The sequence below is a fragment of the Streptomyces sp. Z423-1 genome (assembly GCF_013009255.1).
GTDB classification, from domain to species: Bacteria; Actinomycetota; Actinomycetes; order Streptomycetales; family Streptomycetaceae; genus Streptomyces; species Streptomyces gossypiisoli.
Genome location: NZ_CP053109.1, coordinates 786,653 through 800,468, shown reverse-complemented (window position 1 = coordinate 800,468; position 13,816 = coordinate 786,653). Strand labels below are relative to the sequence as shown.

General features: G+C 72.4%; 10 protein-coding genes. 3 read left to right on the top strand and 7 right to left on the bottom strand.

Annotation, left to right across the window (positions count from 1 at the left end):
* Window positions 1-12: 12 nt before the first annotated feature.
* A complete protein-coding gene (locus HJD23_RS03555) occupies window positions 13-2,616 on the bottom strand; it encodes a CHAT domain-containing tetratricopeptide repeat protein (RefSeq protein ID WP_171110698.1) in 2,604 nt (867 codons plus the stop codon).
* 109 nt (window positions 2,617-2,725) lie between these two features.
* Here HJD23_RS03555 and HJD23_RS03550 point away from each other — a divergent pair, with 109 nt between their 5' ends.
* Genes HJD23_RS03550 through HJD23_RS03540 form a run of 3 tightly spaced genes read left to right on the top strand, consistent with a single transcriptional unit; the run spans window position 2,726 to window position 5,291 of the window.
* A complete protein-coding gene (locus HJD23_RS03550; protein WP_171110700.1) occupies window positions 2,726-4,162 on the top strand; it encodes a S8/S53 family peptidase in 1,437 nt (478 codons plus the stop codon).
* A 59-nt stretch (window positions 4,163-4,221) separates the two neighbouring features.
* Complete coding sequence (locus HJD23_RS03545) at window positions 4,222-4,797, top strand: sigma-70 family RNA polymerase sigma factor (protein ID WP_171110702.1); 576 nt, start codon at window positions 4,222-4,224, stop codon at window positions 4,795-4,797.
* Entirely contained in the window at window positions 4,794-5,291 is a 498-nt protein-coding gene (locus HJD23_RS03540) for a hypothetical protein (protein WP_171110704.1), read from the top strand. The genes HJD23_RS03545 and HJD23_RS03540 overlap by 4 nt, the downstream gene beginning before the upstream one ends.
* Here the strand turns inward: HJD23_RS03540 and HJD23_RS03535 are convergent.
* The 6 genes from HJD23_RS03535 to HJD23_RS03510 all read right to left on the bottom strand — a co-directional run bounded on the left by HJD23_RS03535 (window position 5,269) and on the right by HJD23_RS03510 (window position 13,692).
* The gene (locus HJD23_RS03535) at window positions 5,269-6,561 is read right to left on the bottom strand and encodes a cytochrome P450 (protein WP_171110706.1); all 1,293 of its coding nucleotides are present in this window, start codon (window positions 6,559-6,561) and stop codon (window positions 5,269-5,271) included. The two genes, HJD23_RS03540 and HJD23_RS03535, sit on opposite strands and share 23 nt — an antisense overlap.
* Window positions 6,562-6,618: 57 nt before the next feature.
* Window positions 6,619-7,419 (bottom strand): N-formylglutamate amidohydrolase, encoded by an 801-nt coding sequence (locus HJD23_RS03530; RefSeq protein ID WP_171110708.1) that lies wholly within the window; start codon window positions 7,417-7,419, stop codon window positions 6,619-6,621.
* A gap of 153 nt (window positions 7,420-7,572) precedes the next feature.
* On the bottom strand, window positions 7,573-9,792 hold the full coding sequence (locus tag HJD23_RS03525) for an NADP-dependent isocitrate dehydrogenase (protein ID WP_171110710.1): 2,220 nt from the start codon (window positions 9,790-9,792) through the stop codon (window positions 7,573-7,575).
* Between the two features lie 90 nt (window positions 9,793-9,882).
* Window positions 9,883-10,977, bottom strand: a complete 1,095-nt coding sequence (locus HJD23_RS03520) for a mechanosensitive ion channel family protein (RefSeq protein WP_171110712.1) — start codon at window positions 10,975-10,977, stop codon at window positions 9,883-9,885.
* Window positions 10,978-11,154: 177 nt separating this feature from the next.
* Window positions 11,155-12,666: an amino acid permease gene (locus HJD23_RS03515; protein WP_171110714.1), complete on the bottom strand. Its 1,512-nt coding sequence runs from the start codon at window positions 12,664-12,666 to the stop codon at window positions 11,155-11,157.
* A 39-nt stretch (window positions 12,667-12,705) separates the two neighbouring features.
* Window positions 12,706-13,692: a hypothetical protein gene (locus HJD23_RS03510; protein WP_171110716.1), complete on the bottom strand. Its 987-nt coding sequence runs from the start codon at window positions 13,690-13,692 to the stop codon at window positions 12,706-12,708.
* Window positions 13,693-13,816: the final 124 nt, after the last annotated feature.

Sequence of the window (13,816 nt, the reverse complement as noted above, 5' to 3'; positions counted from 1 at the left end):
GCAGGGCCCTCCTCACGCCGCCCCGAACGCCGTGAACGCCCACCCCGTCGCCTGGTGCACCGCGTCGCCCGGCAGGGCCGCGCGGGCGTCGCGGAGGGCCTCGGCCAGGGAGAGGCCGGTGGCGAGGCCCTTGTGGAGGGTGAGCATCAGCGGGACGACGGCCGCGTCGTTGACGGGCGCGCTGCTCGCGACGACGCCCGCCGTGCCCAGCGGGAGCAACGCGGTGACCAGGCCGAGGAGTTCGTCGGCGCCGACCGAGGCGAGGCGGGCGGTGTCGCAGCTGGAGAGGATGATGCGGTACGGGCTGCGGTCCAGCCGTTCGAAGTCGTGCACGATGAGCGGCCCGTCGGCCATCCGCAGCGCGGAGAACAGCGGGCTGTCCGCGCGGAAGGTGCCGTGCGCGGCGATATGGGCGAGGGCGGCCCCGTCGAGTTCCTCCAGCACGCGCGGGACGCGGGCCTCGTCGTGCTCCAGGACGGTAGGCCTGCCGTACCGGTCGGCGACCTCGGGCACCTCCGCGCCCCCCGTCGCCAGCCCGGGCCCGCGGACCAGGACGTGCCGCCCGCCCGGCGGCGGCACGGTCTCCCGGGCCCGCAGCCAGCTGCTCGCCGACGGCGACACGCTGAGCACCCGCTCCCGCAGCGACGGCAGCAGCGCCCACGGCACCCGGTGCAGCCGCCCCGGCGGCACCACCACGACCGGCCCGGGCCCGAGATACGCGGCGGCCGGACCCAGCAGCAGCTCCTCCAGCCGCCGCCCCGCCGCCTCCACCACCGGCAGCCGCCCCTCCGCGCCGGGGTGGGCGAGCCGCCGCAGCCCGGCCTGGACGTGCTCGGCCTCGGCTTCCGCCTCCGCGAGCAGCCCCGCCTCGAACCGCCGTACCCGCCCCTGGCCGCACAGCAGCACCTGTACGCGCCCGTCGAGCACGGCCAGTTCCACCAGCCGCGTCTCACCCAGCCGCGTCAGCAGCCGGCCCACGTCGAACCGGTCCCCGTCGCCGGGCGAGTCGCCCCGCATGTGCAGCGTCCGCGAGCGGACCTCCCGCTCCAGGCGCCGCTGCTCGCGCTCCAGCGCCGGCACCGGACGGCCCTCCATGCGGGCGGCCTCCGCGCGGGCGGCGATCTCCCGGAACGCGGTCAGGGAACGCACCAGCGCAGGATCGGCCGGCGGCCGGGTGGGCGGCGCGGACAGCACCGTGGCCCGCCACCGCTCGCTCCACATCAGCAGCCGCCGCGGCCCCCCGCAGGCGAGGCTGGCCCGCTGCGCCAGCGCCGCCAGCTCCGCACCCTGCTCGGTGGCGCGCGCCCGCAACTCCGAGGCGCCGAGCGTCATCCGGTGATCGTCCAGGACGTCGAGCCCCCGTCGGCACGCCTCCAGCACCCCACGACTCGAACCGGCGGCATGCGCGCGTAGCGCCTGCGCCGCCCAGCCCGTCATCCGCGCGTGCGGCGGCCCCGTGTGCCTGCTGCGGGCGGCGACCGCGAGATGCCGTTCCGCGTCCGTGTACCAGCCCAGGGCCAGCGCGATCCGGCCCGCGAGCAGCGACGCCTCCGGCGCGGCCGGCGCGCCGAACGCGGCCAGCTTCTCGGCCACCGCGGCGGCGTCCGCGACCAGCCGGCCCGAACGGCGCCCGGCGGCCACCCGGGCCTCGATCAGCACCAGCCGGGCGTGCGTCTCCCACCAGGTGCGCCGCTGCGCGGCGAACAGCCGTACGGCCAGCGCCGCCCGGGCGATCGCCGTGTGCGGATCGCCCGCCAGCCGGGCCGCGCGGGCGGCGACCAGCAGCAGCTCCGCCTTGCGCGTCGACTGCCCGCCGATACCGTCCAGCACCCCTATGGCCGCGTCCGCCTCGGACAGCGCCTCCCGGGCCAGCCCGGCCGCCATCAGCACCTCGCAGCGCCGGATGTTCAGCATGAAGGAGGGGGTGCCGAGCTTGGCGTAGCGCTCCTGCGCCTCGTCCAGCAGCCGCAGCGCCGCCGGGATGTCGCCGGACCGGAACGCTGCGAGGCCCCGGCTCTCCACCGCGTCGGCCTTGTCGTGCTCCTGCCCGGTGGTGTCCCACAGTCGTTCGGCCGCCGTGAAGTCGGCGTCGGCCCGCTCCACCGAGCCCAGCGCCAGATGCACCGTCGCCCGCAGGGTCAGCGCCCGGGCCGTCCAGATCACGTCGTTCGCCTGCCGCAGCACGGGAATCGCCCGGCGTACGTCCTCCAGGGCCTCCCGGTGGTGGCCCAGCACCCACCACACGTAGGCCCGGCGATACAGCACCCGCGCGCGCGTGTGCCCCGAACCGCGCAGCACGCCCCGCTCGAACGCGGCCAGCCCCTGCCGGGTGCGGCCCGCGTGCACCAGCGCCACGCCGAGCGTGCCGAGGACGTCCGCCTCCCGCTCGGCCGACTCCGCGCGCGCCGCCAGATCGCGGGCGCGGCGCAGATGGTCCAGGGCGATCCGCAGATCGCCGAAGTCCCGCTGCCAGATGCCGATCACCTGATGGGCGACGGAGGCGTGCAACGGCGGCGGATCGGTGTCGAGCACCCGCCGAGCCCCTGCCAGCGCGTCGTTCGGAGCGGCGAACACCATCGGCAGCAGTTCGAGAACCGAGTCGCTTCCCGCTGTCACCCCTCGGATGGTAGTGGCACCGGAACCATGCCACACGGGTTTGTCTCTGTATCAATCAGCGGCCCGGCTGCTCTAGTTGTCGACCAAAGCTCCAGTGGGAGGACACGCCATGGCACCACAGCGATTCCGCGAGCAGTTCGACCAGATCCAGCGCTCGATGCCCGACGTCCCGCTGGCGATGGGGCCGGACGACTCCGCCGAGTTCATGTACGAGAAGGGGGTCGTGCTCGCCCGGAACGGCGAGGAGGCCCGGCTCGTCGAGGACACCGTGCGGGCCCACTTCACCGAGACCGCCGGTCTGGTCGGGGAGCACGTGCGCCGGGCGAGCCCCGAGACCAACCGCTCCGGAATCACCCGTATCCAGGTCGGCGATCCTGGAGAGGGCGACCGCCGCGGCGACCGCGCCGTGGCGAATGCCCTGCGCGCGCTGCGCGCGGCGGAGGCACGCACGGGACGCAGGCTGGTCAGCCGCAACCACGTGGTGCACATCGCCCCGGTCAACGCCTGCCCCGGCGACGAGCCCGTGCCCGCTCAGCCCACCGAGCAGCCCAACCCCGCGCCCGCCGAGGGCATCTACGACCCGGACACCGCCGTCGGCGTGCTGGTGATCGACACCGGCCTGATGCGGGACTACCGCTCCTACCCGCCGCTGGCCCGCGCCCGGGGCGACCTCCAGATCAAGGAGTGCGACGACGACGGAATCCTCCAGCAGTACGTCGGACACGGCACGTTCATCGCCGGACTGGTCGCCGCCGTCGCGCCCAACACCGACCTCACCGTCAGCAACACGCTGAACGACGCGGGCGCCATCATGGAGTCGGAATTCGGCGACAAGCTCTTCGAGGCCGTCGACAACAGCGGTTGGCCCGACATCCTCAGCCTCTCCGCGGGCACCTCCAACGGCCGCACCGACGGCCTGCTCGGCATACAGGCCTTCATGGAGGAACTGCGCACCCAGCGCACCCTGCTGGTCGCCGCCGCCGGCAACAACGGCAGCGCCACCCCGTTCTGGCCCGCCGCCTACGCCGATCTGCCCGAGTACGCCACCTCCGTGCTGTCGGTCGGAGCACTGCGCAGCGACGGTGAGTTCGGCGCCTGCTTCAGCAACCACGGCGCCTGGGTCAGGGTCTACGCCCCCGGCGAGCGCCTCACCAGCGCCCTCACCGGCTTCACCCAGCCCGTCCCGTACGTCTACCAGCACTCCACCTACGACGACTGCCGCTACGGCTTCAGCTACGCCTGCACCTGCCAGTCCCCCCGGCACACCGGCGTGCTCAGCAGCGACCAGGCCGACCCGGACAAACCGGACCAGGTGATGTTCGAGGGTCTCGCCAACTGGAGCGGCACCTCCTTCGCCACCCCCGTGGCGGCCGGGATGATCGCCTCCCACATGGTCGCCCACAAGGAGACCGACCCCCGTGCCGCACGGCAGCAACTGCTCGCGGGCAACACCGAGTTCGCGGAGGTGCGCGGCGCCGTCGTGCCGGCCCTGCGTCCGCCGACCTGGCGACCGGCGCCGGCCGGCACCGCCGGGCCTGGGGCGTGAGGTCACTGACGGTCCCCGCCACCGCGTACGATGACGTGCCGTACACAAGGGGTGGGGCCGTGGATCGTGCAGATGTCGGCGCGCTCGTCCAGTCCGCCGTCGACGGTGACGCGGCGGCCTGGAAAGCGCTGGTGGAAGGGCTGAGCCCACTGGTGTGGTCGGTGGTGCGCGCCCACCGGCTCTCCGACGCCGACGCGCACGAGGTCTACCAGACCGTCTGGTTCCGCTTCGCCCAGCACCTGGGGCGAATCCGGGAACCGCAGAAGGCGGGGGCGTGGCTGGCGAGCACCGCGCGGCACGAGAGCCTGAAGGTGCTCAAGAGTCTCCGCCGGATGACACCGACCGACGATCCGCAGCTGCTGGACCGGGTCAGCGAGGACCGTACGCCCGAGCAGTCGGTGATCGACTCGGAGGAGGCGGCCGCCGAGAGCGAGCGGATCCGGCGGCTGTGGCAGGAGTTCGAGGAACTGGGGGAGCGCTGCAGGCAGTTGCTGCGGGTCCTGATGGCCTCGCCGCCGCCCAGCTACCAGGAGGTGTCCGCCGCCCTGGGCATCGCCGTCGGCAGCATCGGGCCGCTGCGCCAGCGCTGTCTGCGTCGCCTGCGGGCCCGACTCGACGCACGGGGAGCACTGTGAACGCCGAACACGAGGACGACTTCGACGGCCGCGAAGACGTCCACAACGACGAGGAGTTCGACGGCGGCCTGCTGGAGGAGGAGCTCCGTGGCGCCGCCGCCGTCCTGGACCCGGTGCCGGCCGAACTGCGCCGTATCGCTGTCGACGCCTACGTGCTGCACGACCTGGACGCCCGGCTCGCCGAGCTGACCTTCGACTCGCTGGTCGACGCCATCCCCGTCCGGGGGGTGACGGACGCGCCGCGGATGCTGACCTTCCGCAGCGGCGAACTGACCGTCGACGTCGAGGTGACCGCCCAGGGCCTGATGGGGCAGGTGCTGCCGCCCCAGCCGGCCCGGATCGAGGTGCTCGGCGGTCCACGGCCGGCCGCGCCGGACACGCTCACGGCCGACGCCATGGGCCGCTTCGCCGGTGACGTGACGCCCTCCGGCCCCTTCGCACTGCGGCTGCGGACCGGCGGAGAGGTGGTCGTCACGGAGTGGCTGCGGGCCTAGGGCCTGTTGCGAAAGTCCCGCCTGCCCCGCGACGCCCGGCGCGCACTCTCCAGGTGCAGGGCAGGTCGAGCGGGCCCCGGACCATGGTCTCGCGGCGCCAGGCGACCTGCTCCGCCGGGACCGCGAGCCGCAGGGCCGGCAGCCGCTCCAGCAGCGTTTCGATGAGCAGTTCGGTCTGTGTCCGGGCGAGGAGGGCGCCGGTGCAGTAGTGCGGCCCGTTGCCGAAGGTCAGGTGCGGGTTGGGGGCGCGGTCGGGGTCGATGCGGTCCGGATCGGGGAAGACATCGGGGTCGCGGTTGGCGGCCAGGTAGGAGACGTACACCGGATCGCCCGCCCGGATGAGCATGCCGTGCAGCTCGACGTCCTCCAGGGCGATCCGGGCCAGGCCCACGGAGCTGCGGTGCGGGATCCAGCGCAGCAGCTCGTCGAGGAGGGGGCCGCGGGCCTCGGGGCGGTCCCGCATCCGCTGCATCAGTTCGGGGCGGGTGAGCAGCAGGTACAGCATCTGACCGCAGTTGTGGGTGACGGCCTCCCCGCCGATCTGCAGCGGCCCGGCGAGCCCGATCGCCTCCGGCTCGTCGATCTCGCCCCGGGCCACGGCGGCACCGAGCAGCGAGTACACGTCCTCGTCGTCGGTGATGCCGCGGGCGCGGATCGTCTCGGCGATCCACCCGTACAGCCCCTGCTTGGCACGGTCGGCGGCCTCGGTGCCGCCCGAGGTGGAGATGATCTGCCGGGTCCAGGCGTGGACCTGCTCGCGCTCCTCGGCGGGCACGCCCATGACCTCGCTGACCACGGCGATCGGGAACGGTTCGAGCACCCGCTCGATCAGATCGGCCGGCGGTCCGATCCGCACGAGGTCGTCCACCAGCTCGTCCAGCATCTCCTGCGCGCGTGGCCGCAGCCGCTTCATCGCGCCGACGGTGAAGGCCCCGGCGACCGCCTTGCGCAGCCGGTTGTGGTCGGGCTGGTCGGCGAAGGCGAGCGAGCCGGGGCGCGGCTCGAAGTGCGGGGCGATCCGGGTGACCTGGCGGCGCGTCACCTCGGCGCGGCTGAAGCGCGGATCGTTGGTGATCGCCTGCACGTCCTCGTAGCGGGTGGCCAGCCACGCCCAGCCCTCGCCGAACGGCAGCTGGACCCGGGTCAGGGGGCCCTCGCGCATGAGGTCCGCGAGGACCGGGTCGAACCGGGTGCCCTGCAGGTCGAGCGTCGGCCATTGCCGTACCGGCGGCCGGGCCTGCCCCGTCAGCGTGGTGGTCTCCTCGGTCATGCCCTCACCCTCACCACTGCCGGACGGCCTGTCGCGCGGGACTGCCCCATCCGGTGGTCACCGGGTGACGTCGTCCACCAGCCGGGCCAGCGCCCCGGCGAGCCGGTACAGGCCCGGTCCGGCCGGTCCGCCCGGCTCGGTCATGTACGTGTCCCGGCGGATCTCCACCATCAGCGCGGAGACCCGAGGCTCGGTCCCGTAGTACCTCAGGGGTACGTACGCTCCACTGAACGGACTGTCCAGTCCCACCTCCCCGACCGGCGCGAACACCTCCCGGGCCGCCGCGAGCAGCGCGGGCGAGGTGTGGAAGGAGTCGGTGCCGAGGCAGACGGCGGGCCGCGCGCCCTCCCCGTGCAGCTCGTACGGCAGCCGCGCGCTCGGATAGGAGTGCACGTCGATGATCACGACGCGCCCGGCAGCGGCCAGCCGCTCGGCGACGGCGTCGGTCATCGCCTCCGCATAGGGCCGGAAGTACCGCTCGACGAGCGGCCCCGGATCGGTGCCCCGGGCTCGCAGCACACCCCGGTGCGTGGTCCTCGTGTATACGGCACCCATGCCGACGGCGAGCATCTCCTCCCGCTCGTCCGGGAACCGCTCCGGGTCCACGACCAGCCGCGACAGCCGGTTCACGAACCGCCAGGGCGCGACACCGGCCGCCTCGGCCGCCTCGGCCGCGATCCGCTCGGTGTGCGCGTCGGTGATGTGGTCCAGCTCCCGCTCCAGCGCCGCGTCGTCCAGCACGATGCCGGCGCGCACGTCACCCGGTATCTGCCGGGAGGAGTGCGGCACATGCAGGAGCACGGGGGAGTCGTCGGCACCGGGCAGCAACTCGAAGGAGGACGGCGTGGGGCGGGTCATCGGCGGCTCCGGGCGTTGTCAGTGGCGTACGCAGGAAGGGCAGGCGGTGGGCGACGCCCCCTCACACGGCTCCGCCCCGGCCGGACGGTGCACCGGTCGGGGCGGAGACGGAAACGGACGGCCCTTCAAGGCCGGGGCGTCAAGGCCGGGGCGTCAGCTCAGGGACGCGAGGACCTCGTTCCAGGTGGCCGACGGCCGCATGACCGCCGCGGCCTTGGCCGGGTCGGGCTGGTAGTAGCCGCCGATCTCCACCGGCTTGCCCTGCACGGCGATCAGCTCGTCCACGATCTTCTGCTCGTTGGCGGACAGCGTCTCGGCGAGCGGTGCGAAGGCCTTCGCCAGCTCGGCGTCGTCGGTCTGCCTGGCCAGCTCCTGCGCCCAGTACAGGGACAGGTAGAAGTGGCTGCCGCGGTTGTCGATGCCGCCGACGCGCCGGGTCGGGGACTTGTCCTCGTTGAGGAAGGTCGCCGTGGCGCGGTCGAGCGTGTCGGCCAGGACCTGGGCGCGGGCGTTGCCCGTGGCCTGCGCGTACTGCTCCAGGGACGGCACGAGCGCGAAGAACTCACCCAGGGAGTCCCAGCGCAGGTAGTTCTCCTTGACCAGCTGCTGCACGTGCTTCGGCGCGGAGCCGCCGGCGCCCGTCTCGAACAGGCCGCCGCCCGCCATCAGCGGCACCACCGACAGCATCTTGGCGCTGGTGCCCAGCTCCAGGATCGGGAACAGGTCGGTCAGGTAGTCACGCAGCACGTTGCCGGTGACGGAGATCGTGTTCTCACCGCGGCGGATGCGCTCCACCGACAGCTTGGCCGCCTCGACGGGGGACAGGACGCGGATGTCCAGGCCCTCGGTGTCGTGCTCCGGCAGGTAGGCGTTGACCTTCTCGATCAGGTTGGCGTCGTGGGCGCGGGTGGCGTCCAGCCAGAACACCGCCGGGTCGCCGGTGGCGCGGGCGCGGGTGACGGCGAGCTTCACCCAGTCCTTGATCGGCGCGTCCTTGGTCTGGCAGGCGCGGAAGATGTCACCGGCGGAGACCGTCTGCTCGATCACGGCGTTGCCGTTCTGGTCGACCAGGCGGACCGTGCCCGTGGTCGGGATCTCGAAGGTCTTGTCGTGGCTGCCGTACTCCTCGGCCTTCTGCGCCATGAGGCCGACGTTCGGCACCGAGCCCATGGTCGACGGGTCGTAGGCGCCGTTGGCGCGGCAGTCCTCGATCACGGCCTGGTAGACGCCCGCGTAGGAGGAGTCCGGGATGACCGCGATCGTGTCGTGCTCCTGCCCGTCCGGGCCCCACATGTGGCCGGACGTGCGGATCATGGCCGGCATGGAGGCGTCGACGATCACGTCGGACGGCACGTGCAGGTTGGTGATGCCCTTGTCGGAGTCGACCATCGCCAGCTCCGGGCCCTCGGCGAGCTCGGCGTCGAACGAGGCCTTGATCTCGGCGCCCTCGGGCAGCGACTCCAGGCCCTTGAAGATGCCGCCCAGACCGTCGTTCGGGGTCAGACCGGCCGCGGCGAGCTTGTCGCCGTACTGGGCGAACGTCTTCGGGAAGAAGGCGCGCACCACGTGACCGAAGATGATCGGGTCGGAGACCTTCATCATCGTGGCCTTCAGGTGCACGGAGAACAGCACGTCCTCCTGCTTGGCGCGGGCGACCTGCGCGGTGAGGAACTCGCGCAGCGCGGCGACGCGCATCACGGAGGCGTCGACGACCTCACCGGCCTGGACGGGTACGGACTCGCGCAGGACGGTGGTGGAGCCGTCGTCGCCCTTGAGCTCGATCCGCAGGGTGCCGTCCTCGGGGATCACCACGGACTTCTCGGTGGAGCGGAAGTCGTCCACGCCCATGGTCGCCACGTTCGTCTTGGACTCGGAGGACCAGGCGCCCATGCGGTGCGGGTGGGTCTTGGCGTAGTTCTTCACCGACGCGGGGGCGCGGCGGTCGGAGTTGCCCTCGCGCAGCACCGGGTTCACCGCGGAGCCCTTGACCTTGTCGTAGCGGGCGCGGATCTCGCGCTCCTCGTCGGTCTTCGGGTCGTCCGGGTAGTCCGGCAGCGCGTAGCCCTGACCCTGCAGCTCGGCGACTGCGGCCTTCAGCTGCGGGATGGACGCCGAGATGTTCGGCAGCTTGATGATGTTGGCCGCGGGCGTCTTGGCCAGCTCGCCCAGCTCGGACAGGGCGTCCGGGATGCGCTGGTCCTCGGTGAGGTACTCCGGGAACACGGCGATGATGCGGCCCGCCAGCGAGATGTCCCGCGTCTCCACGGCGACACCCGCCTGCGAGGCGTACGTCTGGACCACCGGCAGGAAGGAATACGTCGCCAGGGCCGGGGCCTCGTCAGTGTGCGTATAGATGATGGTCGAGTCAGTCACCGGGTGCTCCGCTCCACGTCTGCAACATTGCTCGACATCAAGATATCTCGTGTCGAGGGCCTCCTCGACAGGGGTACGCCTCCCATGCGCTCAGTCGACACGGACGGACGCCACGTCCTCCGGCTCCTCGGTGCCCCGCTGCTGCGGTATGACCACCGAGCCCTGCTGCAACGACACCGTCCGCGTGGGTGCCGGGATCCGGATGCCCTCGGCCCGGTACCGCTTGTGCAGCCGCTTGATGAACTCGTGCTTGATCCGGTACTGGTCGCTGAACTCGCCCACACCCAGGATGATCGTGAACCCGATCCGGGAGTCGCCGAAGGTGTGGAAGCGGACCGCCGGCTCATGGTCCGGGACGGCGCCGTCGATCTCGTTCATCACCTCGGCGATGACCTCCATGGTCACCCGCTCGACGTGCTCCAGGTCGCTGTCGTAGGCCACGCCCGCCTGGAGCAGGATCGTCAGCTGCTCCTCGGGCCGGTTGTAGTTGGTCATGTTCGTCCCCGCGAGCTGCCCGTTGGGGATGATGACCAGGTTGTTGGAGAGGTTGCGGATGGTGGTCTGCCGCCAGTTGATGTCCGTGACATAGCCCTCCTCGCCGCTGCTGAGCCGGATGTAGTCGCCGGGCTGGACGGTCTTGGAGGCGAGGATGTGGATGCCCGCGAAGAGGTTCGCCAGGGTGTCCTGCAGGGCGAGGGCGACGGCCAGACCGCCGACGCCGAGGGCGGTGAGCAGCGGGGCGATGGAGATGCCCAGCGTCTGCAGCATCACCAGGAAGCCGATCGCCAGGACCGCGACCCGGGTGATGTTCACGAAGATCGACGCCGAGGCGGCGACTCCGGAGCGGGACTGGGCGACCGTACGCACCAGCGCGGCGACCGCCCGGGCCGCGGACACCGACACGACGAGGATGAACAGCACGGTCAGGGACTGGTTGACGTGGTGCTGGACGGTCCGGGTCAGCGGCAGCACCGCTCCGGCGGACGCCGCGCCGCCCACGATCGCCCCCCACGGCACTACGGTCCGCAGGGCGTCCACGATGACGTCGTCGCCGCCCCAGCGGGTCCGCAGGGCGTGCTTGCCCAGCCAGCGCAGCAGCATGCGCAGCAGAAACGCCGCCAACAGGCCCGCCGCCAGCGCGATTCCGGCGAGGATGAGGTCGTCCAGGACCAGCGTGCGGGTCATCGGTCACCTCCGGGGAAACAAGCTGCGGCGTACCGGATGTGAAGTCGCGTCACGTAGTCACCTGCTCGAAGACGGGATGTGCGATCGCGCCGGCCACCGTGCGGGTCGGCGCGATCGCTCATCCTGCCGTATCCGGCACGCCGGTTCGTACCTGGCCCGGTGGCCGGATCGCGCAGCTCAGACGATTCCCTCGGCCATTTCGGCCTGTTCCCGGTCCGATCCGTACGCGGCCGTGGCCGGTGTTCCGTACGAACGGCGGGCGACGTACCACCACGCGGTGGCGAGGACGAGTACGACGACCAGGGCCACGGAGGCGTAGTTCATCGTGTCGACCGTCACCGGCGAGGACTGCGGCAGGCAGAACAGGACGGTCACGCAGGCCACCCACCCGACGGCGATCCAGCCGATCGGCCTGCTCCACCGGCCCAGGTGCCACGGCCCCGGCCGGAACCGGTCGCCCGCGCGCAGCCGCAGGAACACGGGGATGACGTAGGCGGGCGTGATCCCGATGACGTTGATGGCGGTCACCGCACCGTACGCCGTCGCCGAGTACAGGGACGGCAGCGCGAGCACGCCGGCGACCCCCACCGACAGCCAGACGGCGGCCACCGGAGTCTGGGTGCGGCCGCTGACCTTGCGCCACAGCGCCGAGCCGGGCAGGGCCCGGTCGCGGCTGAACGCGAACACCATCCGGCTGGCCGCGGCGACCTCGGCGTTGCCGCAGAACAGCTGGGCCACGATCACGACCAGCAGCAGCGCGCTCGCGCCGTCCGTGCCGAGGCCGTCGAGCAGGATCTGCGCGGGCGGCACCCCGGTCTCGCTGGCCCGCGTGGCGGCGTAGTCCTGGATGGCGAAGGTCAGACCGGCGAGCAGCACGAAACCGGCGATCCACGACACCCAGATGGCCCGCACGATGCCGCGCGCCGCCGACACCGAGGCGTTGGCGGTCTCCTCGGAGAGGTGGGCGGAGGCGTCGTAGCCGGAGAAGGTGTACTGGGCGAGCAGCAGGCCGATCGCGGCCACGTAGACCGGGTTCTCCCAGCCGGTCTCGTTGACGAACTCGGTGAAGACGAAGGACGGCGACTGGTGGTGGTCGGGGACGATCGCCAGCGCGCCGACGATCAGGGCGACACCGGCGAGGTGCCACCACACGCTGATCGAGTTGAGCACGCTCACCAGGCGCACGCCGAACAGGTTCAGCGTGGCGTGCAGCAGCAGGATCACCAGGAAGATGAGGAACGTCTTCTCCGGTGTGGGCTCGAAGCCCCACTGGAGGTTCAGGAACGCGCCCGTGAACAGGGCGGCCCCGTAGTCGATGCCGGCGATCGCGCCGAGCAGACCGAGCAGGTTCAGCCAGCCCGTGTACCAGCCCCAGCGGCGGCCGCCGAGCCGGTCGGCCATGTAGTACAGCGCGCCGGACGTGGGATACGCGCTGGTCACCTCCGCCAGCGCGAGCCCCACGCACAACACGAACAGGCCGACCCCGGCCCAGCCCCACAGCATCACCGCGGGGCCGCCCGCGCCCATGCCGAAGCCGTACAGGGTCATGCAGCCGGACAGGATCGAGATCACCGAGAAGCTGATCGCGAAGTTGCCGAAGCCGCCCATACGGCGGGCGAGCACCGGTTTGTAGCCGAGTTCGCGCAAGCGCTGTTCCTCGTCCTGCGGCGGGAGGGCGTTGCTGGACATGCGCATCCTTCGGGTAGGCGGTAGGCAAACGGAAGGAACTCAGGGGCGGTGCGCCGCCGAGCGGCTGCGGGCCTGCAGGAAGACGTCCACGGCCTGGGAGTGGTCGGACGGATCGGACGTGCGGTGGACCCAGGGCAGGGGCGCGTAGTACGGGCCGATCGCGTCGAACACCCGTGCCGCCTCCGGGAACTGGAGGGCGCCCCACAGCGCGTGGGCGAGGTGGTTGAGGTCGAGCGGGGAGCGCTCGGCGGTGGTGGTGAGCTCGAACCAGGAGTGGAACGCCCGGCGTGCCTCCCGGGTCGCGTCCTCGGCGACCCAGTGCAGATCGAGCGCGGCGTCGTGTCCGCCCGCCCGCCGGTAGCGCTCGACCCGTACGTACAGCGGCAGGACGTGCAGCGCGGAGCCCGGCGGTGCCCCGTCGGCCGCCCACTGCGCGAAGCCGACCGCCTCCGCGAGCCGCCCCGAGGCGGCCCGCCCGAACAGGAACTGGAGCATGCGGTGGTGGGCCTCGCGGTTGTACGGGTCGCGCTGGCCGGCCTGCGCGAGCAGTCCCCAGGGGCCGGGCGGCAGCATCGGCTCCGGCGCCGGAACCCGGTGCTCGTCCCAGCGCTGCTCCCGGTCCAGCCGGGCCAGCGCCAGCAGGCAGACCCACGGCACCGGGTCGTGCGGGGAGGCGCGGGTCGCCGCGTCGGCCGCCAGCCAGGCCTCGTGCCACAGCTCCTGCGTACGGCGATGATCCCCGCGGGCGGCGCGCAGCGCGCGTTCCACGGCCACCCGGGCGTGCATCACCACGGCCGGGACGCTGTCCGGTTCCTCGGCGAGCCAGGCCCGCACCACGTCGGTGCCGGCCGCCGTGGCCGCCAGGACCTGGGTGCGCTGGGTCCACTGCCACCAGGACGCGGTCTCCGTGAGCAGGGTGCGCATCGACATCCAGCGTCCGGTGCGCACTTCCTGAAGGGCCGTACGCAGCGCGGCGTCGGGTCCTGCGGGGTCGTAGGCGGGTCGTGCTCCGTCTCTGGCCCTCATCCGCCCGCCCCGTGGAACGGGCGGACGGGAACGGCAGGCTGGAGTAACAACAGGGCTCCCCCGAGCGGCGGTTGACAAGGTCATGTCCGGTCGGCGGCTCACTATAGAGGCGGAGCTTCCGCAT

Excerpts from the sequence above, each read along its gene's own strand:
- HJD23_RS03550 (WP_171110700.1), top strand. The coding sequence starts at position 2,726 with ATGGCACCACAGCGATTCCGCGAGCAGTTCGACCAGATCCAGCGCTCG.
- HJD23_RS03535 (WP_171110706.1), bottom strand. The coding sequence starts at position 6,561 with ATGACCGAGGAGACCACCACGCTGACGGGGCAGGCCCGGCCGCCGGTA.
- HJD23_RS03530 (WP_171110708.1), bottom strand. The coding sequence starts at position 7,419 with ATGACCCGCCCCACGCCGTCCTCCTTCGAGTTGCTGCCCGGTGCCGAC.
- HJD23_RS03520 (WP_171110712.1), bottom strand. The coding sequence starts at position 10,977 with ATGACCCGCACGCTGGTCCTGGACGACCTCATCCTCGCCGGAATCGCG.
- HJD23_RS03515 (WP_171110714.1), bottom strand. The coding sequence starts at position 12,666 with ATGTCCAGCAACGCCCTCCCGCCGCAGGACGAGGAACAGCGCTTGCGC.
- HJD23_RS03510 (WP_171110716.1), bottom strand. The coding sequence starts at position 13,692 with ATGAGGGCCAGAGACGGAGCACGACCCGCCTACGACCCCGCAGGACCC.